Here is a 24952-nt window from a genome sequence, read left to right on the forward strand (position 1 = left end):
CTTCTATTTAATAAAAATCATTATCATTTTATATAAAAATCCCCTTTTGGAAAGTGCTGAATGAACGTCACCAAGATCGTGTTAGACAATATCAGACGCATTGTCAGGGAAGACCGCCGCAACATCTTCTACCTGGTCTACTACTCCGCCATCGAAGCGGTGCTGGTCCTCTCGATTCCGCTGGCCTCCTCCTTTGTCATCAACAGTGTCCTGGCGCACGCCGCGATCTCCCTCGTCATGCTCGGCTTTATTGTGATCGTCATGTTTGTCCTGGTCACGATGCTGCAGGTGATCAAGGAGTACATTATCGAGAACTTCCAGCAGCGGGTGTTTTTGAAAACGGGTATCCAGGTCGCCACGATGGCGGCATCGTACCGGGGAAATGACGCCGCGCAGGAGCACGGCAAGTACATGAACTACTTTTTCGATATCGCGGCCATTCAGAAGTTCTTTCCCATTCTGCTCCTGGACGGGGTCGGACTGGCGGCCAAGATCGTCGTCAGCCTCGTATTGCTGCTGGCGTTTGACCCGGTCCTCTTCGGGGTCGGCCTCTTTTTCTTTTCCGCCTATTTCCTGCTGCTGCTTCTGCTGGGGCGCAGCGGTATTGACCGGGCCGTGAAACGTTCGGACGCGAAACACGGCGCCATCTACTACCTGCAGCATATCCATGAACAGCCGGGAACGCCCAAAGAGGTGCTCGGAACCTTCGACCGCCTGCTGCTGCACTACGCCTCGGCGCGCCAGAAGCTCTTCCGGGTGACCATAAGGCAGCTGGCGCTGACCTTTTTCACCGAGGGGTTCATCTTCAGTACTTTCCTCATCGCCGGGGGCTACCTTGTTATCAACGGCACGCTGCCGCTCGGGGAGTTCATCGCGGCTGAGATCGTCGTCGTCTCTATCACCTCGGCGCTCAAGGGCGTCGTCAAGCAGATCGACTACATCTACGATACGGTCGAGGGGTTCTACAAAGTGCATAAACTCTCCGCAAAACTTCAGGAGAACGGTCATGGCTGATTGGCAGTTCCGTTCGCTTGAAAGCACCGAAATAAACCCGGTGGTGCGCCGTATCTGGCTCTTTACCGTCATCATTGTCCTTATTCTTGTGGCCTTCCTCTTTCTGCCGTGGCAGCAGACCGTCAAGGGGAAAGGCACCCTGATCGCCTACGATCCGAGCGAACGGGTCCAGCCGGTCTCCGCGACGATAGACGGTTTCATCGAAGCGTTCCACGTCGAGGAGAACCGGCGCGTGGCCGAGGGGGACAGGCTCTTTACGATGGTCGACCTGGACACGGAGTACGCGGCGCGGGTCAAGGAGATGGAGCGGCGCCTGCGCGAACAGCTTGAAAATACCCGGCGGGAGATCGAAGCCGTGCAGGCCAACCGCGACAACGCGCGCAAACAGCGCAGCGTCGGTATCGCGCTCTTTGAGCAGCGGCGTATTCAGGCCGAAGAGAAGCTCTCCAGCCTGAAGCTCAAACGGGTCGCCCTGCAAAAAAGCGCCGAGACGGAGGCAGCGAATTACGGGCGGATCAAGCGGCTCTACGAAGAGGCGATCGAATCGCGCCGCAATTTTGAGCGCGCGGATGCGGCGTGGACCAAAGCGAAAACGGAGCTTGAAAAGATCGATGTCGATCTGCGTGTGCAGGCGCGGAGCCTGGAGATCATCGAACAGGAGAAGGTGCAGTTCGTCCATGAGGCAGACAACCGCATCCGCCGGCTGGAAAATGACGTGCTCGCCGCACAGAGCCGTTCCAGCGGGCTGGAGCGGGAGCTGCAGCGCCAGATGACGGAGATCGCGCGCTACGCCTCTTCGGAGGTGCGTGCGGAAAAAGCCGGCGAGGTGATCCGCGTCCTGACCAACGACAAGAACAAGTTCATCCGCCGGGGCGACGCCGTCTTGCAGTTCGCGCCGGAGGTGACCGAACGCACCGTGCTGCTGAAGGTCTCGGACTTCAACATGCCGCTGATCCGCGAAGGGCTGAAAGTGCGGATGATGTTCTACGGCTGGCCGGCACTGCAGATCTCCGGCTGGCCGCAGATCCGCTTCGGTACCTTCGGGGGCGTCATCAAGAAGGTGGACCCGGTCTCGTACGAGAAGGGCTTCTACTACGCCTACGTCGTGGAGGACCCCGAAGAGCCCTGGCCCGCGGAAACGATGCTGCGCCGGGGCACGCAGGCGACCGTATGGGTGGCGCTCGACACCGTGCCCGTCTGGTACCAGCTGTGGCGTTTGATGAACGCCTTTCCGCCGAAGATGGTGATCCCGCAGGAGGAGGGGGCATGAGCCTGCGAAGTGCCGTGCCCTTTCTGCTTGCCCTGCTGCTGCCGGGGAGTGCCGGGGCGAAGGAGCTGCTGACCCCCGCCGTCATCGAATCCTATCTGAATGAAAAGAACCCCTATATCTATACGGCCGTCGGGCAGCAGTACGTTTCCGAGGCCCGTGCGGAAGCGGCAGAGGGGGCCTTCGATACCCGTCTGGGCGTCAAGTACGACAACAAGCGCTACCCGGCGAGCGAGGGGGAGCTGGCGGATGTCTACGTCGAAAAAGCGACCGAGAGCGGCGTTGAACTCCTGGCGGGCTACCGCCGGGCGGAAGGGGTCCAGGAGTACAACAACATCAAGACCGGTGACGACGGCGAAGTGCGTCTGGGGGTGAAAGTACCGGTGTTCGCGGTCGCAAAGGGGATGAATCCCCGCCGCTATGCGCTGGAATCGGCCGCGATCGATGCCGCCCGTTCGACCTATGCCGCCAAAGAGAACCTGCGGCACCTCCGTTTTGATGTCTACGCCGCCTACTATACGCTGCTCTACCGCCGGTCGGTCGCGTCGCTGGAGTCCGCGCTGCTTGCGAAGGCGCGCGAGCGCGAAGGGTTCGTCCGCAGCAAGGTCGGCGTAGGCGAGCTGCCGGAGATCGCGCTGCTCGAGGTGCAGCGGCAGATCCTCAACCGCGTTCAGCGCCGTCTCGAAGCGCTGAACGGCTACAAGGTGGCCCTGGGGAGCTTCACGCGTTTTCTCGGCCTTTCGCCCGAGGCGCTCGAGGCACGCTATGCGCTGCCCTCCCTGCCCGAAGCATCGGCAGAAGAGCTCCGTTTCGAGGAGGCGCTGCAAACGGCCTGGGAACAGCGCCCCGACCTCAGAAGTCTGCAGTACGATAAGCGCCGTTTCGGCCTGCAGGAGGAGTACAACGCCCTTTCGAAGTATCCGAGCCTGAATGTGGCGCTGTACGGCGTGCATGACTTTGTCTACGATAACGGCGTCAAGGTGTCGCTGGAGATGAGTTTCCCGGTCGAACGTCGTACCTATGCCGGACGAAAAAAAGCGATCGAAAAAGGGGAGAGGGCGGTAGACGAGGCATTGCAGCGTAAGCGGATCGAGATCGAAACGGCCCTGTCAAACCGTTTTGAGACACGGCGCATGCTCCGCGAGAACCTGAAAAACGCCGGCGATGAAGTATCATTGGCGGAAAGACTGGAAGCGGCGGAGGTCAGAAAATACCGTCTGGGTGCCGGCGACCTGGTCATGGTCAACCAGCGCGAACTCACCACCCTGGAAGTCCGGCAGAAGGCGCTCTCCTACCGGCTCAGGCTGCTGCTGCAGGCGCTGGAGATCGCGCGGGAGCTGGGGAGCGCCTCTGCACCGGCGGTGCCGGGAGAGAATATGACGGTAAAAACGGAAGGAGCGGGGCAATGAAAAAATATATCCTCTTTGACAACGACGGCGTACTCGTCGAAACGGAAGCGTGGTACTTCCGGGCCAACGTCGAAATCCTGAAAACCATGGGGATCACCCTGGAAGCGGCGCGTTACCGCGAGATCATGATCAACGGGCAGAGCGCTTTTCTGCTGGCGGAGGAGGCGGGGTTCGACTCCGAAACGGTCGAAGCGGCCCGCAGCAGGCGGAACGATCTCTACCAGCACTACCTGCAGACCGAAGAGATCGCCATCCCCGGGGTGCATGAGGTTCTGGATGCCCTCAAAGCGCGGTACCGGATGGGAATAGTCACCTCGGCGCGTCGGGAGGATTTCGAACTGATCCATGCCGGCAGAGGGATCACGGATGGAATGGAGTTCGTGCTCTGCAGCGGCGAATATGCCCGGGCGAAACCCTATCCCGACCCCTATCTGAAAGGGTTGGAACTGTTCGGCGGTGCGAAGCATGAAGCGATCGTCGTTGAAGATTCGCAGCGGGGACTGCGTTCGGCGGTGAGTGCCGGCATCGATTGCGTCATCGTTGATAACGCCTTTACGGCGCAGCATGACTTCTCAAGCGCGACCCACCGCATCGGCACGATCGAGGGGCTGCTGGCGCTGCTGGATTAGCCTGCCGCCTGCGGCCGCGGTTCAAAGAGCGTTCCCAGCGTCTGTTCGCCATGGATCAGGAACTGGACCGCCGTGGAGAGTTCGAAGCCGTTGCAGAGGAACATCCGTTTCCCGCGCCGCAGCAGGAAGTCCGCGGCCATGAGCTTGGTGACGATCCCGCCGGTGGCGAAGGGGTCGTTGGGGGTCGCGTCCACCCGCAGCGCCTCCGGGGGGACGGCATAGAGCACCTCGTGGCGCTTCGCGTCGTCATGTTCGCGGGGGTTCTTGTCGTAGTAACCGTGGATATCGCTGAGGATCACGAGCAGGTCGGCGTCCGTCGCAACGGTGACGTGGGCGGAGAGCTGGTCGTTGTCCCCGAAGAGCTGTGCGGGGGTGGAGGTGATGTCGTTCTCGTTGATGATGGGGAGGATGTCGTTGGCCAGGTGCGCGTTGATGATCTCCTGGAACATCGCCGTGCGTCTGCGCGAATCGAAGTCGTCCTCCGTCAGCAGGATCTGCGCCGTATCGATACGATGGGCGTCGAACTCCCTCTTGTAGCTGCTCATCAAAATGGGCTGACCGGCGGCGGCGAGGGCTTTTTTCCCGATCCGTTCGCGTTTGTCGAGTTTCAGCGCGCTGTAGCCCGCCGCCACCGCCCCGGATGTGACGAGGATGACGTCGTAGCGTTTGCGGATGTCGGCAATCATCTGTACGAGGGCGAGCATCCGCTCCCGGGCGATCTCATTGCCCTCGGTGAGGACGGCGCTGCCGACTTTGATGACGATACGTCTGCTCACGCTTCCCCTTTCTTGCGTCTGAAATCTCCGCTTGTCTCCTCGACGCGGTGCAAGATCGATTCGGGGACCGGCGCGGTTACCTTTGAGGCGACCCTGACCGCGATCCATGCCGCGAGAAAGCCCGGCAGCAGTTCATAGAGCTCAAACAGCCCCCCTTCGAGCTGTTTCCAGACGATGACCGTAAGGGCGCCCGTCACCATACCTGCGATGGCGCCCCCTTTGGTAATGTCGTGGCGATAGAGGGAGAGGATGATCAACGGCCCGAAGGCCGCCCCGAAACCGGCCCAGGCGTAGGCGACGAGGGAGAGGACGCTGGAGTCTTGATCCGTCGAGAGGTACCAGGCGATCAGGGCGATCGCGATGACCGTGGCCCGGCCGACCCAGACGAGCTCCCTGTCCGAAGCGTTTTTGCGCAGGGTCGCGTGGTAGATGTCCCGCGTCAGGACCGACGAGGAGACCAGCAACTGCGAATCGATCGTGCTCATGATGGCCGCGAGGATGGCGGCGAGGAGGAAACCGGCGATCCAGGGGTTGAAGAGCAGCTGCGAGAGGGTGATAAAGATCTTTTCGGGGTCGGCGAGGTCTGTCCCTGATGAGACGACGTAGGCGAGGCCGAAGAAACCGACCATCAGCGAGCCGAGTATGGAGAGGCCCATCCATCCCATGCCGATCGCCTTGGCGTGGTGCATCTCGTCCTCGCTGCGGATCGACATGAAGCGCACGAGGATATGGGGCTGCCCGAAGTAGCCCAGCCCCCAGGCCATCAGGGAGAGGATGCCGATAACGCCGGTGCCGTGGACGATGTCGAGGTGTGTCGGGTCGATGGACTCTATCAGCTCCAGGGCGGCGGAGAGGCCGCCGAGGTGGCTGATGACGACCGCGGGCGTGACGATGAGGGCGAGCATCATCAGGATTCCCTGGATGAAGTCGGTCCAGCTGACGGCGTTGTAGCCGCCGAGGAAGGTGTAGGAGACGATGATGATACTGCCGACGGCGAGGGCGACGGCGTAGTCGAGGTGGAACGTCGCTTCGAAAAGCTTGGCCCCGCCGACGAGGCCCGAGGAGGTGTAGAGGGTATAAAAGAGCAGGATGACAAGGGCCGTAATGACACGCAGCTGCCCCTTGGCATCGCCGAAACGGTTGGCGAAGTAGTCGGGAATCGTGATGGCATCATCCAGGCGGTGGGTCATGATGCGCAGCGGCCGGGCGACGTAGTGCCAGTTGAGATAGGCGCCGATGAGCAGACCGACGGCGATCCAGCTGCCGGCAATCCCGTCGCTGTACATCATGCCGGGCAGCCCGAGCAGCAGCCAGCCGCTCATATCCGATGCCCCCGCGCTCAGCGCCGTGACGCCGGGGCCGAGACCCCGCCCGCCGAGCACGTAGTCGCCGAGGTCTTCGGTCTTGAAATAGAAGTAGAGGCCGATGGCCACCATCACGAGCATATAGAGGCCGAATGAGATGAGTACAGGTGTCTGCATTTAGACCTCCTCTTCCGGGTGCAGGCCGGCAATGCCGAGGTTGCCGTAGCGGTGGTAGCTGTTGGAGATGCTCTGTTCGATGAAGTAGTGCATCAGTTCGATCCGCCCGTGGGCGACGAAGGGCTCCCTGGCGATGTAGACGGCCCGGTCGGCCACGGCGTCGAAGAGGGCCGGGGAGACGTTCTGCGGTCGGAGGGAGCGGACCCGCTCGTAATGGGGGATCCGGTCGATGAACACTGCCTCGCTGTCGCGGCTGATGGCGTCGTGCTCCGCGAGCAGGCTCGCCTGTTTCGATTCGAGCCAGAGGAACTCCGCCTGCTTGGAGTGTTCGGGCAGGGAGATGTGCAGCCGTGCACCGACCATTCTGACGGCCATGATCGTGGCGAGTGACTCCTCGAGACTGTCCCCCTCCTCGAGGCGCAGCAGGACGCTCGCGACCGGCAGGTAGCGGATGACATTGGACTCCCCGCGGATATGGGCGTAGTCGTGGGGTTTCATAAACTCGGTCTCGTGCCAGTGCGCGAAGTGGCAGAGGTGGCGCAGGGCCTGCTCGCACTCGTCGTGAAAGACCGTATCGCGCTGGAGCATCACCCGCATCCGGTCGGTAAAGGGGGTGGAGCAGGACTCGTAGAGGTTGGTTTCACGGTAGGTGATCTCCATGAACTGGCTGACGTAGTTGAAGCCGCCCGCTTTCCTGCCGCTGCCGATGGCCGATTTGCGCATGCCGCCGAAGGGCTGGCGCAGGACGATCGCACCGGTCGTGCCGCGGTTGATATAGAGGTTCCCCGCGAGCAGCGCCGCTTTCCACTGCTCCTGTTCGCGGCGGTCGAGGGACTCCAGCCCGGAGGTGAGGCCGTAGCCGGTGGCGTTGACGATTGTGATGGCGTCTTCGAGATCCTCGGCGCGCATGACGCTGAGCACGGGGCCGAAAAGCTCGTTCATATGGCAGAAATCCCCCGGCGCGGTCCCCCAGCGGATCGAAGGTTTCAGCATATAGGGGTTGCCTTTGTCGGCGTAGTCCGGTGCCAGCAGCCACTCTTCGCCTTCGTCCAGGGCGTCGAGGGCCTTTTCCAGTTTGCCGGCCGGGCGGTCGACGAGGGTGCCGACGCGGTTGCCGAAGTCCCAGACGGAACCGGTCTGCATGGACTCCGCTGCCTCTTTGAGCTGCCGTTTGTACTCCGCGTCGTCGTAGAGCTCTTTTTCCAGCACGAGCAGGGAGGTCGCCGAGCACTTCTGCCCGGAGTTGTGGAAGGCCGAGGCCATGACGTGGCCGATCGCCTGGTCCCTGTCGGCCATCGCAGTGACGATGGTGGCGTCTTTGCCCCCCGTCTCCGCACTCAGGTGGATGTCGGGACGGGCCTTGATGATGCGGTAGGCGGTCTCTTCGCCGCCGGTGAAGATGGTAAAGTCGATCGCCTCGCTGGGGATCATATGTTCCCCCACCACGGCACCGCGTCCCGGGATGAACTGCAGGGTGTTCATGCTGATCCCGGCATCCCAGAAGCATTGGCAGAGCCGGTAGGCGGTGAGGATGGAGGCTTCGGCGGGTTTGAGGATGACGGTGTTGCCCGCTGCCAGGGCCGCGGCGATGCCGCCGGTGGGGATGGCAACAGGGAAGTTCCAGGGGCTGATGACGAGGCCGACCCCTTTGCCCCTGGCCTCGACACCCGTCAGTCCGTCCAGCTTGGCGACGCTGTAGGGGTAGAAGTTGACGAAGTCGATCGCCTCGCTCACCTCCACGTCGGTCTCGGTAAAGACCTTGCCCACCTCCGCCGCGGCGATGCCGATGAGGTCGCCCCGGGCAACCCGGATCTCGTGGGCGACCTCCATCATGATCTTCTGACGCGCGTGCGGTGTCAGTGCCCGCCAGCCGTCGGGGTCGGCCTTGGCCGTGGCGATGGCACTTTTCATATCTTCCGGGGTTGCTTCGACGTAGGCGCCAGCGCGTTTGCCTTCATGGTACTGGGACTTGTCGATGACCGTGACCGTTTCGTCGCGCTGTACGATCCTGCCGCCGACGACGGGGTAGGCGTGGTAGCCCCCCTCGCGCTCGCCGATATGCTGCCACTTGTCGCGGATCGCCTCCGCCCAGGCGCGGTTGGCGGGGAGGATGAAATCCGTATCGGGTTCGTTCTCAAAATGGTAGACGGCGGGATCGATGTCGCTTTTTTCGACCGGCCGGGTGCGGTCCTGGGTGCGGTTGGGGGCTTCGGAGAGCGAGGGGATGAGGGCGACGGCATCGTCGAAGGTCTTGACGAGCAGCTCCCACTCCGGGGTGTCCACCCGCAGGCCGAAACTGTGGCGCAGGAAGTTCTGTTCGGCGGTATTCTCATCGAAGCGGCGCACCAGGTAGGCGATGGCGTTGGTAAAGGTCTCTTTGGTCGCCGTCGGGGCGTAGAGGATGACACTGCGCCCCTCGGCTTTGAGGAGCCGGTAGGCCGCCTCGCTCATTCCTTCCAGCATCTCGGCGGAGACGTATTGCTCAACCCCGCGCGACTTTGCCAGCAGCATCGCCAGGGCGTGGTCGAAGAGGTTGTGCGAAGCGATGCCGGTCTGCACGTAGGGGGCGACGGCGGGGTCGAGCAGGTAGTCCATCGCCTTTTTGTAGTTGGCGTCGGATTCCGCCTTGTGCGCGTAGGTGACGTTGGGCCAGCCGCGCAGGGAAGCTTCGGTCAGTTCCATCTCCTGGTTGGCCCCCTTGACGATACGGATCTTGATGGGCGCACCCCCGGCGTCGACGCGTGTTTTGGCCCAGGCGGCCAACTCCCGGATGTAGGTGAGGGCGTCCGGCAGGTAGGTCTGGATGACGATCCCCGCAGGCAGCTGCGTGAACTCCTTTTGGGAGAGGACCTTCTTGAAGACATCAAGGGTGATGCGGACGTCGCGGTACTCCTCCATGTCAAGGTTGACGAATTTCGGCTGCGGGCTGCCTTCGCTGTCGCGGCCGGGGTGTTCGACGGCCGCCCGGTAGACCCGCTCCAACCGCTGCGAGATCTGCGCGACGTTGTTGTCGTGGGCGAGGGGGAGGATCTGGGAGAACATGTTGGAGATCTTGAGCGAGAGGTAGTCGACATCGGGGTTCTCGAGCATCGCAATATATTTTTCGACCCGGCGTTCCGCTTCGGCCTCGCTGTGGACGACTTCGCCGATGACGTTGATGTTGACCCGTGTCCCCTCAGCGCGGCGTGCCTTCATGTGCTTGGAGAGGACGGGGTCCTCGCCCTGGATAACGATACTGCTGATGTCGTTGCGCAGGTAGTTGATGAACATCGGCACAGAGAGGGAGCTGACGTAGATGCCCACGTCGCGGAAAAGCCAGATGAGGATCTGCTCGAAGTGGCTGAAGAAGTCGGTACTCTTGTATTTTTCGAAGATGTATTCGATCTGGTCGGCGACCCGGTCGGGATCTTTGGAGCGGAAGCTCTGGTCGAGCAGCTCGATAAGGAAGATCTTGTTAATGGGGTTTTTCAGCATGCGCTGCATCATCGTGTGCAGTCTCTGCTCCTCCTTGCCGATGTGGTGCGAGATCTCCTCCTGCCACCGGCGGGCAACGGTTTTGGTCTCTTCAAAAAGTTCGGGAGGAATGGGCATAGGCGGGTCCTTCATGCTGGTGTGGATTGACCCCGTACCGGTGAAACGTACGGGGGGTCGGCGTGATACGTGGCGTTTTGGCGACACGCTCCGACAGCTGATAGGCCCTACGATAACATATTAGGTTTAGTGCAAGCTAAAAGTGTGTCCGGGAATGTTTGCGCGCGGTGCATGAACGAAGAATAAAGCAAAAAAATCGTGATTGTTTTTGTAAAGAAATGGATTGGGGGAAAAGGTTGTTTCGTGGTGGCCTGTCTCGGAATCGAACCAAGGACACAGGGATTTTCAATCCCTTGCTCTACCGACTGAGCTAACAGGCCATTCATTTAAGAGGCCGAAATTATAGCAACGGCATATTGAAGCCTAGCTTAAATTGGCGACGGCTTCTTTAAACGTGTTGCCGCGCACGGCGTAGGAGGGAAACTGGTCCAGGCTGGCGCAGGCCGGGGAGAGCAGGCCGACACTCTGCTGTGTATGTACATCGGCGATCCGTTTGACGGCTTCGGTCAGGACGCCGCAGCTCTCAAAAGGGATGCCGAAACGCTCGGAGAGGGCATCGAGCTTCGCCTGGTTGCTGCCGATGGTGTAGAGCGTGACGTCGACGTCGGCGAGGGCTTCGAAGAGCGGCGCCATATCGACCCCCTTGTCGTCGCCGCCGACGATGAGGTGGATGGGGCGGTTGGCGTAGCGCCGGACGGCGGCCAGGGCCGCATCGATGTTGGTGGCCTTGGTGTCGTTGACCCAGAGGCGGTTTTGCGCGTCGCTGAACTCCTCCTGGCGGTGCGGGTCGAGGACAAAAGCGTTCATCTTGGCATAGTCGATCCGGTCAAAAAGGATGCGGTCGACGGCCATGGCCAGCAGGGCGTCGAGGAGGAAGGGCCCTTTGAAACGGATGTGGTCGGTCTCGAAACCGAAAAAGGCGGCGAGATCGTCGGCATCGTCGTAGGGGATGACGAAGGCGTCCGTCGGCGTGTCGGCATAGGCGCGCGGCAGCAGGACGGTCTCGCCTTCGCGCATCTGCGCCAGGGGTTTCAGTTTGTCGTCGATGTAGGCCTGTTCGCTGCCGTGCCAGCTCAGGTGGTCCGGGGTGATCGGCAGGACGACGTAGAGGTCCGGTTTCGCCTCGTGGGTGTAGTGCAGGGTAAAGGAGCTTGTCTCCAGGACCCAGAGCGGTGCGGCGGTGTCCAGCGCGGCCAGGGGGGTGCCGATGTTGCCGCCGGAAAGCGCCCCTTTGTCGGCGAGGAGGTGGGTGAGCATCTGCGTCGTGGTCGTTTTGCCGTTGGTGCCGGTGATCCAGACCGTGAAGGGCTTCACGGAAGGCGTATAGGGGGGACGCACCAGCGGGGAGAGGAAGAGGTCGTATTCGCTGACAAGGTGTCCCGCCTTCCGGATCAGGGGGTGTTCCGGGGGGATACCCGGCGATGGGATCTCCAGGTCGGAGTAGCGCGGATCGAACTCCGCCGTCGGGCGTACTTTGTTGCCCGCTTCGTCGGTGAAGGGCTTGTGGACGTTGTCGTCGTAAAAGGTGCAGGGGCCGAAGGCTTTGGCGATGGCCCGGGTTGTGACGCCGTAGCCGAAAAGGGAGGTGCGGTTGTGCTGCATCAGGGGGCCTTAACGGATTTTGAGGGTAATGAGCGCGGCGAGGTTCGAGAGCATGGCGATGATCCAGAAACGCACGATGATCTTGTTCTCCGCCCAGTTCTTCATCTCGAAGTGGTGGTGGATGGGGGCCATCAGGAAGACCCGCTTTTTGCGCAGTTTGAAGCTGCCGACCTGGATGATGACGGAGACGGTCTCGATAACGAAGATGAGGCCGATGAGCAGGAGCAGGAACTCGCTTTTGGCGACGATGCCGAGGTAGCCGATAAAGGCGCCGATGGCGAGGGAACCGCTGTCACCCATAAAGACCTCGGCCGGGTGGGAGTTGAACCACAAAAAGCCGATCAGCGCGCCGATGAGTGCCGCGGCGACGACGGAGGCCTCCCCGGCGGGGAAGTTCGGCATCAGCAGGTAGGCGGAGAGGCCGGCATGCCCGATGACGTAGACGAAAACGCCCAGGGTCATCAGGGCAAAGACGGAGGGCACCGTCGCCAGGCCGTCGAGGCCGTCGGTGAGGTTCACGGCGTTGGAGGCCGCAACCATGACGAGGGTCCAGAAAAAGAGGGCGAAGAGGTGCATATCAAAGAGCGGATGCTTGTAAAAGGGGACGTACAGCTCCGTATCCAGCCCCGCCGCAAAGCGCAGGAACAGGGCCCCTGCGAGGGCGGCACCGATCTGCAGCAGCAGTTTGCCGCGGGCCGTGAGGCCGGCGAGGTTGTGCTGCTTGTCGATCTTGGCGTAGTCGTCCTTGAAGCCGATCAGCATAAAGAGCGCGAGCACGAGCATCCCGCCCAGGGCGAAAAAGTTGTCGTACCGGACGGTAAGGGCCGACGCAATGAGGGTCGAAACGATGAAGACGACGCCCCCCATCGTCGGGGTCTTCGCCTTTTCACGGTGGCGGTCGGGCGCATAGTCGTTAATCGGCTGGACGCTGGAGGTCTTCTGCGCCCAGCGGATAAAACGGGGCATCAGGAAATAGGTCATGCAGAGCGCCAGGAAAAAAGCGACGCCGGCACGGACGGTAATGTATTGCAGCAGGTTGATATCCAGAAGTTCGTAAAACCAGTAAAGCATTATCAGTCCATAAAGAGTTTTCACTATGTCAAAGCAATAAAGTGAGTAAAAAGTGCTATTTTAATATAATTGCCGTCATTATATGTTTAAGGGCATCTTTGCAATCCCGACAGGTTGCACGATGGCCTTCAAAGGATTTTTTATGGGACAAAAGACAGTACTCGTGATTACGGACGGTGTCGGCTACAGCCAACGGACGGAAGCGAACGCTTTTTACCATGCCAAAAAGCCGACCTATGAGCACCTGTTCGCGGAAGTGCCTCACGCGCTGATCGATACCTTCGGCCTGAGCGTCGGCCTGCCCGAGGGGCAGATGGGGAACTCGGAAGTAGGCCATATGACCATCGGGAGCGGCCGGGTGCTCTATCAGGACCTGGTCAAGATCTCTCTGGCCGTTGCGGAAGGGACGCTGGCAAGCAACCCGGCGCTCACGGCGCTGATGGAGAGCTCCGACACCCTGCACCTCGTCGGCCTGCTCAGCGACGGCGGGGTCCACTCGCACATCGACCATACGATCGCCCTGGCGAAAATAGGCGAAGCGGCGGGCAAGAAGGTGTGGCTCCATCTCATTACCGACGGGCGCGACGTCTCGCCGACGTCCGCACCCCGCTACCTGGAGAAGCTGCAGGAGGCCCTGAGCCCGAACGTCCGGATCGCGACCATCGGCGGACGCTTCTACACGATGGACCGGGATAACCGCTGGGAACGTGTCCAGAGCGGTTACGACGCCATCGTGACGGCGCAGCCTGCCAGCGACCTGACCCCTGCGGCCTATGTCGAGGCCTCCTACGCCAGAAAAGAGACGGACGAGTTCATCGTGCCGGCGGCCTTCAACGGCTACGGGGGGATGAAAGAGGGCGACGCCGTCCTCGTGACCAATTTCCGCAGCGACCGGGTCCGCGAGATTACGACGGCACTGGGTGCGGCGGATTTTGACGCGTTCGACCGCCCCTTCGCCGTGGCGAACATCGCGACGATGACGGAGTATGACAAGAGCTTCAGCTACCCGGTCCTCTTCCGGAAAGAGACCCCGAAAAATACTCTGGCGGAAGTGATCAGCAACCAGGGGCTCCGCCAGCTCCATACGGCGGAGACGGAGAAGTACGCCCACGTCACCTTCTTCCTCAACGGCGGGATCGACGAACCCTACACGAACGAAGCGCGCGTGCTCGTACCGAGCCCGAAGGTCAAGACCTACGACCTGCAGCCGGAGATGAGTGCAGCCGCGGTCGGTGACGCCGTACTGAGCGCGATGGACGAGGGGTATGACTTCATCGTCGTCAACTTTGCCAACGGTGACATGGTCGGCCATACGGGTGTTTATGACGCCGCGATCAAGGCCGTCGAAGCCGTCGACCATGAACTCGGCCGTATCGTGGAAAAGGCAAAAGCAGACGATTACGCGATGGTCCTCACCTCCGACCACGGCAACTGCGAGGAGATGTGGGACGAGCAGGGCAATGTCCTCACCAACCACACCGTCGGCAAGGTCTGGGCCTTCGTCATGGCCGACGGGGTCGAAAAAGTCCACCCCGGCGGCCTTAACAACATCGCCCCGACGGTTCTCGAACTGATGGGCGTCGAAAAACCGGCCGAAATGGACGACAGCCTGTTGTAACACGGGCACATTACAAATCAAAGGAGTGAGATGAAATTCAGTGGTAAAAACGTATTGGTAACGGGTTCAAGCCGGGGGATCGGCGCGGAGATCGCGAAGGTGCTGGCCGGTTACGGTCTTAAAGTCTGGGTCAACTACCGCAGCGGCGCCGAGGCGGCCGAGGCGGTCAAGGCGGCGATCATCGCAGAGGGCGGCGAAGCGGAAACGATCGGTTTCGACGTGGCGGATGAAGCGGCATTCGTTGCGGCGATCAAGACGATCGTCGATGCCGACGGCGAACTGGGCTACCTGGTCAACAACGCGGGGATCACCAACGACAAACTGGCCCTGCGGATGAAAACGGAGGAGTTCCTCGCCGTCATCAACGCCAACCTCACTTCCGCCTTTATCGGCTGCCGTGAAGCGATGAAAGTGATGCGCAAGAAGAAGCAGGGCGCCATCGTCAACATCGCTTCCATCGTCGGCGAGACGGGCAATGCCGGGCAGACGAACTACGCGGCGTCCAAGGGCGGCCTGATCGCGATGACGAAGAGTTTTGCCATCGAATCGGCCTCGAGCGGGCTGCGTTACAACACGGTCACACCGGGCTTTATCGCTACCGATATGACCGATGAACTCAGCGACGATATCAAGTCCAACTTCACCTCAAAAATCCCCATGGGACGCTTCGGTGAAGCGCGTGAAGTCGCGGAAGCGACGGCCTTCCTGCTCTCCGACTCCGCCGCCTATATTACGGGCGAAACCCTCAAAGTCAACGGCGGGATGAACATGGCCTAAGGCCGGAGGGGGGACCCCCCTTCAGCGCTTTTTTTTATATTCCGTGTGCTATACTTTCGGAATTTCAAATTGGAAAGAGGAGCTATAATGGCACTTTTGGATGACATCAAAGAAGTCGTAGTTGAACAACTGAGCGTAAACCCGGACGAAGTAAAACCGGATGCGAAATTCGTTGAAGATCTCGGAGCGGACAGCCTCGACGTCGTTGAACTGGTCATGGCACTCGAAGAAAAATTCGATATTGAAATCCCGGATGATGAAGCTGAAAAAATTCAGACCGTTCAGGATGTCGTAAACTACGTCGAAAACAAGGCGTAAGTTTCCTTTGCGGGTTTCCCGCAAAATGGTTTTGTATTGCCGTCCTCGGACGGGTATATAAAGCTATACACATATTTTTCAGGAGTTGATGTGAGAAGAGTTGTCGTAACGGGTATGGGCATGATCAATGCTGTCGGTCACAATAAAGAAGAGTCGTTCAAAGCGATGTGCGACGGCGTGAGCGGCATTGACAGAATTACCCTTTTCGATGCCGAAGCCGAAGGTCAGGGCGTTCTGATCGCCGGTGAGGTTAAAGACTTCGACCCTGCAACGGTCATGGCAGCCAAAGAGGTCAAAAAAGCGGACCGCTTCATCCAGCTCGGCCTCAAAGCGGCCCAGGAAGCGATGGAAGATGCGGCGTTCAACGAGATCGAGATCGAGTACGAGCGCTTCGGCGTTGCCGCGGCATCCGGTATCGGCGGCCTGCCGGCGATCGAGAAAAACTCTATCGTCCTTGAAACCCGCGGACCGCGCCGTATCTCCCCTTTCTTTATCCCGAGCGCCCTGGTCAACATGCTCGGCGGTTTCGTCTCCATCGAGCACGGTCTGAAAGGCCCCAATGTCGCGGCGGTTACTGCCTGTGCGGCAGGAACACACTCCATCAGCGAAGCGGCGAAAACGATCATCTGTAACGGTGCGGACCGCATGCTCGTCGTTGCGGCAGAATCTGCGGTGACCGGTGTCGGTATCGGCGGTTTTGCTTCCATGAAAGCGCTCTCCACACGCAACGACGATCCGAAAACGGCTTCCCGTCCCTTTGACGCGGAACGCGACGGCTTTGTCATGGGTGAAGGTGCGGCGGCACTCGTCCTTGAAGATTACGACATGGCCGTTGCCCGCGGCGCGAAGATCTACGGCGAGCTGATCGGTTTCGGCGAAAGCGGCGATGCGAGCCACATTACGAGCCCGAGCATGGACGGCCCGCTGCGCGCGATGAAAGCGGCGATGACGATGGCCGGCAACCCGAAAGTCGACTACGTCAATGCGCACGGTACCTCTACACCGACGAACGACAAGAATGAAACGGCGGCCCTCAAAGAGCTCTTCGGCGGCAAAGAGAACTGCCCGCCGGTGACGTCCACCAAAGGCCAGACGGGTCACTGTCTCGGCGCTGCAGGCGGTATCGAAGCGGTCGTCTGTCTGATGGCGATGCAAGAGGGCATCATCCCGCCGACGATCAACCACATCAATCCGGACGAGAACTGCGACCTGGACATCGTTCCGAACGCGGCGCGCAAAGCGGAAATGAATGTTGTCATGAGCAACTCCTTCGGATTCGGCGGCACCAACGGCGTCGTTATCTTTAAGAAGCTCTAAGGTCCGGCATTGGCTACCTACCTCGATTTTGAGCAGAAGATCCAGCAGATCCAGGAAGAGATCGTCAGCGCCGAGGTGCGCCATGACCTCCACGCCGTCGAGATCCTGAAAAAGGATCTCGAAAAAGAGGTCAGTAAAACCTACAAGAACCTCTCTCCCTACCAGGAGCTGCAGCTGGCACGTCACCCCGACCGTCCCTACGCGCTCGATTACATCAACCTGCTGCTCGAAGACAAGTACGAACTGCACGGCGACCGCCACTTCCGCGACGATGCGGCGATCCTCTGTTACATGGGCTACATCGACGGCCAGCGTGTCATGGTAATAGGCGAACAGAAGGGGCGCGGGACAAAGAACAAGCTCAAGCGCAACTTCGGGATGCCGCACCCCGAAGGGTACCGCAAGGCGCTGCGCTGTGCCCAGCTGGCGGACAAGTTCAACATCCCCGTCGTTATGCTTATCGACACCCCGGGCGCCTACCCGGGTCTGGGCGCCGAAGAGCGCAACCAGAGCGAGGCGATCTCCCGCAACCTGCTGGAGCTCTCCAAACTGGAGACGATCACCATCTCCATCGTTATCGGCGAAGGGGGAAGCGGCGGCGCCCTGGCCATCGGCGTGGCCGACCGGCTGGCGATGATGCGCTACTCTGTTTTCAGTGTTATCTCACCTGAAGGCTGCTCCGCGATCCTCTGGAACGATCCGGCCAAGGCGGAAGCGGCGACGAAAGCACTCAAGATCACGAGCAGCGACCTCAAAGAGCTCGACCTGATCGATGACGTCATCGATGAACCGATGATCGGGGCGCACCGCGATAAGTCCGGTGCGGCGGAGGCGATGAAAAGCTACATCCTCGAGCGTATCAATGAGCTCTCGAACTTCAGCGGTTCCGAACGCCGCCACAAGCGCTATGACCGTCTGACGGGTATGGGCGCTTACTCCGAAAACTAATCAAACAAACTCTCTTTTTCTAATTGGAGCGGCTTGGCTGCTCCGACCTCTCTTTATTTTCATGGACTTTTTTTGTTCCCTTTCTTCTTTGCTCGTGCAAAGAAGAAACCGAACCCGAAAGAAGAAAACACGAAAGGCTGCGCCCTGGAAGAAATACTCTCGGAGTGCGCTTTCGGGACATGCCATGCATCACAGATCCGCTCGACACGCTAATGACCGTTCTCGGCCTTGACAGAAGAAGCGGATACGGACAAGCTCTACCTACTACAACGAAGGATAGTGCTTACGCTTCGGGTGTTGTCTGTTCCGGGGGCTGGGGCGGGAATTTTGGGCGTTTGAGGCGTTTGGCCTTCTTGGAGAAGGTGATGAGTTCCTCGACCGTCTGGATCTCCGTGGGGATGCATCTGAGGGTACGTTTGAAGAGCTTGGCCGTCGTCATTGCGTCGGAGAGGGCGCGGTGGTGGGTCGCCTCTTTGTAGAGTTCGAGCTGTTCGTTCAGGAAGGCCAGACCGTAGCGGTAGGAGCTGATGGTACGCTCGGCGAGGTCGATGGTGCAGAGGCTGCGGTTGAGCAGGGGCGCCATCCCGACGCGCTCCATCATCTTCGAGGTGAACTGGAAGTCGAACTTGACGTCGTGCCCGACGAAGATGTCGTTGCCGAGGAAGAGCTTGAACGCTTCGAGGACCTCTTTCATAGCGGGGGCATCCTGGGTGTCCTCTTCGGCGATACCCGTGATCTCGGTGATGTGCCCCGAGATATGGTCGCAGCGCACCAGGCTCTCAAAACGGTCGATGATGTGGAGGTTCTGCACCTTGACGGCACCGATCTCGATGATCTGGTGCTTGTCGGGTTTGGAGCCGTTGGTCTCGATGTCGACGATGCAGAAGGTCGCTGCCGAGAGGAGCTGGTCGCAGCTTTGGGGGTAGTAGCGCGTTCCGTCACGGCTGACGAGCTCGAGCCCCTGGGCCCGCATGAGCTCGACGGCGAGTTCGGCGCTTTCGCCGGTGAGCTGTTCGATCTGGTAGGTCGTCAGCCCCTCGCAGAGTTTCTGGGGAAGTTGGGACGCTTCGATCACCCTTTGGCCTTTGCGATGAACTGGCGTACTTTGACCGGATCTTTTTTCCCCTTGGAAGCTTCGACCCCGCTGCTGACATCAAGGGCATAGAAACCGAAGGGGAGGCACTCCTCGACATTGTCCGGGGAGAGCCCGCCGGCGAGGATGATCTTCGAGCAGTCGACCCCGTCGAACCACTCCAGGTTCAGCCGTTTGCCCATCCCGCCGTACGCCTCGCAGAAGGCATCGACGAGGCGGTACTCCTCAGCGTGCGATTTGACGTCTTTGGGAGTCTGTGCCCGGATTACGCGGACATAGGGACACTCCAGAGCGTCAAAGAGGGCATCGGGAGCGTCGAAATGGATCTGTGCGAGGGTGATGCCGCTCGTCTTCGCCGCCGCGTTGATGGCGGGAGCTTCCTCGTTGACGAAGAGACCGACCTTTTCAACAAAGGGGGGAAGCCTTCGGATGATCGCCGCCGCGGCATCGGGGGTGATATGGCGCGGCGAAGGGGGGTAGAAAACAAAACCGAGCGCGTCGGCCCCGGCATCGATCGCCGCCATGGCGTCTTCATAGGAGGTGATGCCGCAGATCTTGACGCGCACGGGTGGCTCAGACTTTCAGGCTGTCGATGGCGGTTTTGAGGCCGTCTGCGTGTTTGAAGACGTAGCTTCCGGCGACACAGACGTCGACGCCCGCTTCTTTAAGCGCGCCGATGTTCGCATCGTTGACACCGCCGTCGACTTCGATAAGGCAGTCGGGGTTGATGCGGTCGCGCAGGTCGCGCAGGCGGCGGACCTTTTCATAGACATCAATGAACTTCTGGCCGCCGAACCCGGGGTTGACGCTCATGACGAGTACCATATCGATGTAGGGGAGTAGGTACTCGAGGCTTTCGGCCGGCGTGTGCGGGTTGAGGACGATCGCCGGACGGATGCCGAGGCTGCGGATGTACTGCGCGAGGCGGTGGGGATGCTTCTCCTCTTCGATATGGAAGGAGATGTACTCCGGCTTCAGCGGGGCGAAGAGGTCGACGAAGAAGGTGTTGTTCTCGACCATCAGGTGGATGTCGAGGGGTTTCGTGGCCGCTGCCGCGACGGCGGAGACGACGACGGGCCCGATGGTGAGGTTCGGGACGAAGTGACCGTCCATGACGTCGACGTGTACGAGGTCGCAACCGGCGTCGCAGATCGCTTTGACGTCGCGTGCGAGGTTGCCGAAATCGGCGGAGAGAATACTGGGGGCTACAAGCATTGAGCTACCCTTTCTTGTTTTTGCCATTTTATCCAAATAGTGTGTGCATTGCGATAAAATGTCGGTACACACCGTGCTACAGTGGTTCTTTAAGGAACTCTTTTGATTTTAGAGGATATAATGCGCCACTAAATTTACGCAAGGAGCCTACAAATGGCAAGAAAATGTGCTATTAGCGGTAAGGGCCCAATGAGCGGGAACAACGTTTCTCACGCGAAAAATCGCACGAAAAGACGTTTCATGCCTAATCTTCGCACCGTCCGCGTCCAGATGGAAGACGGTACAACTAAGAAGATTAAGATCTCTGCTTCTGAGCTTCGTACTATGAAGAAAAAACAGGCGTAACTCCTTACGTCTAACACAGAGCGCCGTTTGAATCTGATCCAAAAGATTCGCGCCTTTCTTCACTGGGAGACCCCTCCCAAACCCCAATACGATCTACTTCCCGATATTTACAGCCACCTCAAACCGTTTCGTCTGCCGCTGATCTTTACGGCAATTATCATGTTCCTCGGCACCATCGGCTACATGGTGATAGACGATTTTTCGCTGATCGACGCCATCTACCAGACGGGGATCACCTTTACGACGGTCGGCTTCGGGGAGATCGCCCCCATCTCCGATGCGGGGAGGCTCTTTACGATCACGCTGATCATTACCGGTTTCGCCGTCTTTTCGATGGCGGTCGGTATTCTGGTCAACGAGATCAACCGCGGGAATATCTACAAAACCATAAAGGAGCGGGACATGCTCTACAAGATCGCGCGCTTGAAAAAGCATTTTGTCATCTGCTACCACAACGATTACACCATCGAAGTCACGAAGGAGCTGCGCCGTTCGCACATCCCCTTTGTCGTGATCGATCCCCGCGAGGAGATCGAAGCGTGGGCGAAACAGCACAAGTACCCCTATTTCCTCCGTGAAGAGCCCCACACCGAGGTGGCGATGCTCAAGGGGCACCTGAGCTCTGCGAGCGGGGTGATCACCCTCTCGCCGCTGATCGCGGACAACATCGCGATCATCGCCTCGGTGCGTCTTTTTGAGAAAGAGCATGCGCTGCCGAGGCCCTATAACCTGATCAGCTCCGCCGAGACGATGAGCGACGTGGAGAAGCTGAAAAAACTCGGGGCCGATACCGTTGTCTCGCCGACGAAACTGACGGCGCAGCGCATCACCTCCATGGCGGCGCGCCCGGATATGGAAAACCTCCTCGAGGAGTTCCTCTACCGCAGCGACACCCCGCTGGACATGGAGGAGATCTTCGTGCCCAAATACAGCTGGATGGTGCTTAACCGTCTCAAGGAGACCCACCTGCGTGAGATCGCGAACGTCTCCGTTGTCGGGGTCACGCGCAAAGACGGCAAGTTCGTCGCCATGCCCAAGGGTGACGACCTTGTTACCAGCGAGTCGAAGCTGCTGGTCGTCGGCACCGAAAAGGGCATCAAAATGACCAAAGAGCTGGTACGCCAGCGTAAAAAACCGCAGGAGTTGCGTTATGTTTGAGTTGAAAAAAGTCGGCGGCGGCGTCTGCGCGCCGGAGGGGTTCTTTGCAGGGGCGGCGAGTGCCGGCCTGCGCCCGGAGGGGGCGGACGACGTCGCCTTTATCTATGCCGACACCCCCTGTGAAATGGCGGCGGTCTTTACGACCAACAAGATGACGGCTGCGCCGATCCGCCACTACCGTGCCAAGGGAAGCTTCAAGAGCAACTTCGTGCTGATGAACGCCAAGAACGCCAACGCGATGACGGGACCGGAGGGCATCAGCGATATCGACGAGATCCTGGAGGAGCTGCAGGCGCAATACGGCGTCTTTGAAAACCCGGTCATGAGTTCCACAGGGGTCATCGGTGTGCGTCTACCCAAAGCGAAGATCACGGCGGCCGCTAAGACCTTCGACCTTGGCAGCCGGGACAGCCTGGCGGCGGCAAAAGCGATCATGACGACGGACACCTTCTACAAGATGGTCTCGACGGAGGTCGTCCTGGAGGGCGGCAAGCGTTTCCGCATCGGGGCGATCGCCAAGGGCGCGGGGATGATCAACCCCGCAATGGCGACGATGCTCTGTTTTGTGACGACCGATGCCGATGCCGGTGCCCAGGAGCTGCAGGCGTGCCTGGATGCGGTCATCCCGACGACCTTCAACGCGGCCAGCGTGGACGGCGATACCTCCACGAACGATACGGTGATGCTCCTGGCCAACCGCAAAAGCGGCGCTTTTGACGCCGAAGCGTTCAAAGCGGCCCTGCACGAGATGCTGCTGGAACTGGCGCAGATGATGGTGAGCGACGGGGAGGGGGCGACGAAGATGGTCACCTTCCACGTCACGGGTGCCGCCAGCGACGCCGAGGCGGAGACGGCCGCAAAGGCACTCTCCAACTCGCTGCTGATGAAAACGGCCATCTACGGCGAGGACCCCAACTGGGGCCGGGTCGCATCGACCATCGGTGCCAGCGGCGTTACGTGCGACGAGGCGACGCTGACGGTCAGTTTCGACGAGGTATGCGTCTACGACAAGGGGACGATCCTCTTTGATGCGGAATCGGAAAAGCTGGCGGCGGCGGTGATGAAACGCGAACGCTTTACGATCAGCTGTGACCTGGGCGTGGGCGAGGGTGCCTTTGACGCCTACGGCTGCGACCTCGGTCACGAGTACGTGAAGATCAACGCCGACTACAGAACGTAGCGGCGATTTGAAGGAGAATACGGCGGCCCGTGCGGCCGTCGTTAGAAGCGGTAGCCTACCTTAAGAAGGGTCCGCAGATTGTCGAGGCTGTATTTCTTCGTCCCGCCGAAATCGTTTTCGGTGGTCCAGGTACGGCGGATATCCACACCCGCCAGGAAACTTCCCATATAGTATTTCAGACCCGCGCCGGCCTGCAGCGTAAAGAGCCAGTCATTCTGGGTATCGGTGGATGTCGTCGGGAACAGTCCGCCTGTACTCGTGGTCACGGGGTATTCGGTATACATTGCACCGATTCCGGGTCCGACGCCGAGGACGAGGTTCTTGGTGAAATGGATGAAATAGTAGGGGTTCATTTCGATCGCAGTGATCGTCACGTCATTTTTATCGTAACGGCTCAGGCTCAGCTGCTGGCGAAGCAGGTTGTCGCCGGGCAGGGTGAATACGGGGCAGTCGAGGGAGACTTCGACACCGTAGTTGTAGTCATCCTTGACGGAACCGTTGTCAAAATCTATCGTCCCGCCTACGGCGGCGACTTCGATGTTCGCTTTCCAGTCCGGGTTGTTCAAAATGGGCAGCCATACGAACTTGTCGGCGGCGGTTGCCGCCGATGCCGACAGGATCGCGGTGCCTGCAAGGACGCTGAGCAGTTGGGTCGTTTTCTTCATTTTTACTCCTCTCTTGAAGAAAGATGGTGTGCACGATAGGCAAACTTTTTTCATTTATCATACAGACAATCACATTTTATTCACATTTTTCTGAAAAATAAAAAAAAGTTATTTGATATCTCCCGCGAAATTGCAGGTTTCAGCGCGGGGGAAGGTCGAGGTGGGGGAGGTGCCAGCCGCGGTAGTGGGCGACCAGGCGTAGCACGGTGGCAAAAAGGGCGACGGCGAGAACGGCGGTGTCGTTCAGCCAGCCGACGGCGTCAAGCAGGATGAGCAGCACGGCGACGATCACGGCGATGGTACCGTAGAAGTCGCTGGTCAGGATGGCGGGGACGGTGTTGACGAGTACGTCGCGGGTGACCCCGCCGCCGATGGCGGTGAGGAAGCTGACGATGATGACGCCGAAGAAGTTGAACTCTGCCGCAATGCCCAGCAGGGCGCCGGTGATGCTGAACGCAACGAGGCCCACGGTATCGCTGATGATAAAGAGCCATTTGCGCTCCAACGCATCACGGCGGTAGAGCCGTAGGGCGAGAGCCAGCACGACGCTGGCGATGACGGTCACTGCCGGGTAGTAGTGGGTAAAGGCGAAGGGGGTACGGTCGAGCATGAGGTCGCGGATCACCCCGCCGCCGAGTGCCGTCAGGGAGGCGACAATGATGAGCCCCAGCAGGTCGAGGCGGTGGCGTACGCCGGCAAGGAAGCCGCTCAGGGCAAAGGCGACGATACCGATGATGTCGGCGAGGATGAAAAAGTCCATCGTTCCGGTGTTTTAGGCACCCGCGATGCGGAAATCCTCTTTGAACGCGACATAGCGTTCTGCCGAGGCGTAAAGCTCTTTGACCTCTTCATCAGAGAGCTCCCGGACGACTTTGGCCGGGGAGCCCATAATGAGCGAACGGGGCGGGAAGACCTTGTTCTTCGTCACCAGCGCCCCGGCGCCGACGATGGACTCCTTGCCGATCACGGCGCCGTCGAGGATGGTCGCACTCATCCCGATCAGGCAGGCATCTTCGACCGTACAGCCGTGGAGCATGACCCGGTGGCCGATGGTGACGTCGCTGCCGATAATGGTCGGGTGGCCGTCGCTCATATCGGGTTTTTTGTAGTGGGTGACGTGGATCATAGAGAGATCCTGGATGTTGGTTCGGTCGCCGATGACGATGCGGTGGACGTCCCCGCGGATGACGCAGCCGAACCAGACGGCACACGCTTCGCCCATGGTGACATTCCCGATGACATCCGCACTCTTTGCGATCCAGGTGTTGTCACCGAGTTGAGGTTCCCATTGCTTAAATGGATAAGTCATGTTTGTCATCTCCCATGTTTTTGTTTAGTAATTTTACTCCTGAAGAGTATGCCCCCGGCATCCCTTTCAGGAGATATCATTCCCGATGACATCCGCACTCTTTGCGATCCAGGTGTTGTCACCGCGTTGGGTTCCCATTGCTTTGAAAGGGTAGGTCAATACTTTTCCT

General features: G+C 59.8%; 23 protein-coding genes and 1 tRNA gene. 12 read left to right on the forward strand and 12 right to left on the reverse strand.

The genetic code is table 11. The annotated features are described in order from the left end of the window. Positions 1–60 precede the first annotated feature (60 nt). The 4 genes from ACXWTF_RS02405 to ACXWTF_RS02420 are packed head-to-tail and all read left to right on the forward strand — an operon-like array spanning position 61 to position 4319. Positions 61–1014: an ATP-binding cassette domain-containing protein gene (locus ACXWTF_RS02405; RefSeq protein ID WP_461713431.1), complete on the forward strand. Its 954-nt coding sequence runs from the start codon at positions 61–63 to the stop codon at positions 1012–1014. Continuing rightward, positions 1007–2284, forward strand: a complete 1278-nt coding sequence (locus ACXWTF_RS02410; protein WP_461713432.1) for an HlyD family secretion protein — start codon at positions 1007–1009, stop codon at positions 2282–2284. The genes ACXWTF_RS02405 and ACXWTF_RS02410 overlap by 8 nt, the downstream gene beginning before the upstream one ends. Further along, a complete protein-coding gene (locus ACXWTF_RS02415) occupies positions 2281–3690 on the forward strand; it encodes a TolC family protein (protein WP_461713433.1) in 1410 nt (469 codons plus the stop codon). Before ACXWTF_RS02410 ends, ACXWTF_RS02415 begins: the two co-directional genes overlap by 4 nt. Beyond that, positions 3687–4319 (forward strand): HAD family hydrolase, encoded by a 633-nt coding sequence (locus ACXWTF_RS02420; RefSeq protein WP_461713434.1) that lies wholly within the window; start codon positions 3687–3689, stop codon positions 4317–4319. Before ACXWTF_RS02415 ends, ACXWTF_RS02420 begins: the two co-directional genes overlap by 4 nt. Here the strand turns inward: ACXWTF_RS02420 and proB are convergent. The 6 genes from proB to mraY all read right to left on the reverse strand — a co-directional run bounded on the left by proB (position 4316) and on the right by mraY (position 12840). Then, the gene (gene proB / locus ACXWTF_RS02425; RefSeq protein ID WP_461713435.1) at positions 4316–5095 is read right to left on the reverse strand and encodes a glutamate 5-kinase; all 780 of its coding nucleotides are present in this window, start codon (positions 5093–5095) and stop codon (positions 4316–4318) included. The two genes, ACXWTF_RS02420 and proB, sit on opposite strands and share 4 nt — an antisense overlap. After that, positions 5092–6576, reverse strand: coding sequence for a sodium/proline symporter PutP (putP, locus tag ACXWTF_RS02430; RefSeq protein WP_461713436.1), 1485 nt, complete (start codon positions 6574–6576; stop codon positions 5092–5094). The genes proB and putP overlap by 4 nt, the downstream gene beginning before the upstream one ends. Next, positions 6577–10167, reverse strand: coding sequence for a proline dehydrogenase family protein (locus ACXWTF_RS02435; RefSeq protein WP_461713437.1), 3591 nt, complete (start codon positions 10165–10167; stop codon positions 6577–6579). Between the two features lie 244 nt (positions 10168–10411). Beyond that, a tRNA-Phe gene (locus ACXWTF_RS02440) sits at positions 10412–10487 on the reverse strand. Between the two features lie 43 nt (positions 10488–10530). Then, complete coding sequence (murD, locus tag ACXWTF_RS02445; protein ID WP_461713438.1) at positions 10531–11769, reverse strand: UDP-N-acetylmuramoyl-L-alanine--D-glutamate ligase; 1239 nt, start codon at positions 11767–11769, stop codon at positions 10531–10533. Between the two features lie 9 nt (positions 11770–11778). Further along, positions 11779–12840: a phospho-N-acetylmuramoyl-pentapeptide-transferase gene (gene mraY / locus ACXWTF_RS02450; RefSeq protein WP_461713439.1), complete on the reverse strand. Its 1062-nt coding sequence runs from the start codon at positions 12838–12840 to the stop codon at positions 11779–11781. Positions 12841–12982: 142 nt separating this feature from the next. On the opposite strand from mraY, the gene gpmI reads away from it, so the two are divergent. The 5 genes from gpmI to accA all read left to right on the forward strand — a co-directional run bounded on the left by gpmI (position 12983) and on the right by accA (position 17818). Continuing rightward, on the forward strand, positions 12983–14458 hold the full coding sequence (gene gpmI / locus ACXWTF_RS02455) for a 2,3-bisphosphoglycerate-independent phosphoglycerate mutase (protein ID WP_461713440.1): 1476 nt from the start codon (positions 12983–12985) through the stop codon (positions 14456–14458). A 30-nt stretch (positions 14459–14488) separates the two neighbouring features. After that, entirely contained in the window at positions 14489–15235 is a 747-nt protein-coding gene (fabG, locus tag ACXWTF_RS02460) for a 3-oxoacyl-ACP reductase FabG (RefSeq protein WP_461713441.1), read from the forward strand. A gap of 87 nt (positions 15236–15322) precedes the next feature. Continuing rightward, positions 15323–15553, forward strand: coding sequence for an acyl carrier protein (acpP, locus tag ACXWTF_RS02465; protein ID WP_231020181.1), 231 nt, complete (start codon positions 15323–15325; stop codon positions 15551–15553). A gap of 90 nt (positions 15554–15643) precedes the next feature. Next, positions 15644–16870: a beta-ketoacyl-ACP synthase II gene (locus tag ACXWTF_RS02470; RefSeq protein ID WP_461713442.1), complete on the forward strand. Its 1227-nt coding sequence runs from the start codon at positions 15644–15646 to the stop codon at positions 16868–16870. A gap of 9 nt (positions 16871–16879) precedes the next feature. Continuing rightward, complete coding sequence (gene accA / locus ACXWTF_RS02475; RefSeq protein WP_461713443.1) at positions 16880–17818, forward strand: acetyl-CoA carboxylase carboxyl transferase subunit alpha; 939 nt, start codon at positions 16880–16882, stop codon at positions 17816–17818. 283 nt (positions 17819–18101) lie between these two features. On the opposite strand, the gene ACXWTF_RS02480 is transcribed toward accA, so the two are convergent. From ACXWTF_RS02480 to rpe, 3 genes are read right to left on the reverse strand one after another with little or no spacing between them, the layout of a single operon-like run. Next, complete coding sequence (locus ACXWTF_RS02480) at positions 18102–18893, reverse strand: 3'-5' exonuclease (RefSeq protein WP_461713444.1); 792 nt, start codon at positions 18891–18893, stop codon at positions 18102–18104. Then, positions 18890–19477, reverse strand: coding sequence for a phosphoribosylanthranilate isomerase (locus ACXWTF_RS02485; RefSeq protein ID WP_461713445.1), 588 nt, complete (start codon positions 19475–19477; stop codon positions 18890–18892). Before ACXWTF_RS02485 ends, ACXWTF_RS02480 begins: the two co-directional genes overlap by 4 nt. A 7-nt stretch (positions 19478–19484) precedes the next feature. Further along, positions 19485–20126 (reverse strand): ribulose-phosphate 3-epimerase, encoded by a 642-nt coding sequence (rpe, locus tag ACXWTF_RS02490; protein WP_461713446.1) that lies wholly within the window; start codon positions 20124–20126, stop codon positions 19485–19487. Positions 20127–20279: 153 nt separating this feature from the next. Here rpe and rpmB point away from each other — a divergent pair, with 153 nt between their 5' ends. From rpmB to argJ, 3 genes are read left to right on the forward strand one after another with little or no spacing between them, the layout of a single operon-like run. Then, positions 20280–20471 (forward strand): 50S ribosomal protein L28, encoded by a 192-nt coding sequence (rpmB, locus tag ACXWTF_RS02495; RefSeq protein ID WP_231020187.1) that lies wholly within the window; start codon positions 20280–20282, stop codon positions 20469–20471. Positions 20472–20498: 27 nt separating this feature from the next. Beyond that, complete coding sequence (locus ACXWTF_RS02500) at positions 20499–21629, forward strand: potassium channel family protein (protein ID WP_416768735.1); 1131 nt, start codon at positions 20499–20501, stop codon at positions 21627–21629. Beyond that, complete coding sequence (argJ, locus tag ACXWTF_RS02505) at positions 21622–22809, forward strand: bifunctional glutamate N-acetyltransferase/amino-acid acetyltransferase ArgJ (RefSeq protein WP_461713447.1); 1188 nt, start codon at positions 21622–21624, stop codon at positions 22807–22809. The genes ACXWTF_RS02500 and argJ overlap by 8 nt, the downstream gene beginning before the upstream one ends. 41 nt (positions 22810–22850) lie before the next feature. Here the strand turns inward: argJ and ACXWTF_RS02510 are convergent, their stop codons facing one another. The 3 genes from ACXWTF_RS02510 to ACXWTF_RS02520 all read right to left on the reverse strand — a co-directional run bounded on the left by ACXWTF_RS02510 (position 22851) and on the right by ACXWTF_RS02520 (position 24783). Beyond that, entirely contained in the window at positions 22851–23474 is a 624-nt protein-coding gene (locus ACXWTF_RS02510) for a hypothetical protein (RefSeq protein ID WP_461713448.1), read from the reverse strand. A 139-nt stretch (positions 23475–23613) separates the two neighbouring features. Further along, complete coding sequence (locus ACXWTF_RS02515) at positions 23614–24234, reverse strand: trimeric intracellular cation channel family protein (protein WP_461713449.1); 621 nt, start codon at positions 24232–24234, stop codon at positions 23614–23616. Positions 24235–24246: 12 nt separating this feature from the next. Further along, a complete protein-coding gene (locus ACXWTF_RS02520) occupies positions 24247–24783 on the reverse strand; it encodes a gamma carbonic anhydrase family protein (protein ID WP_461713450.1) in 537 nt (178 codons plus the stop codon). Positions 24784–24952: the final 169 nt, after the last annotated feature.

The organism is Thiomicrolovo sp. ZZH C-3 (assembly GCF_054862725.1).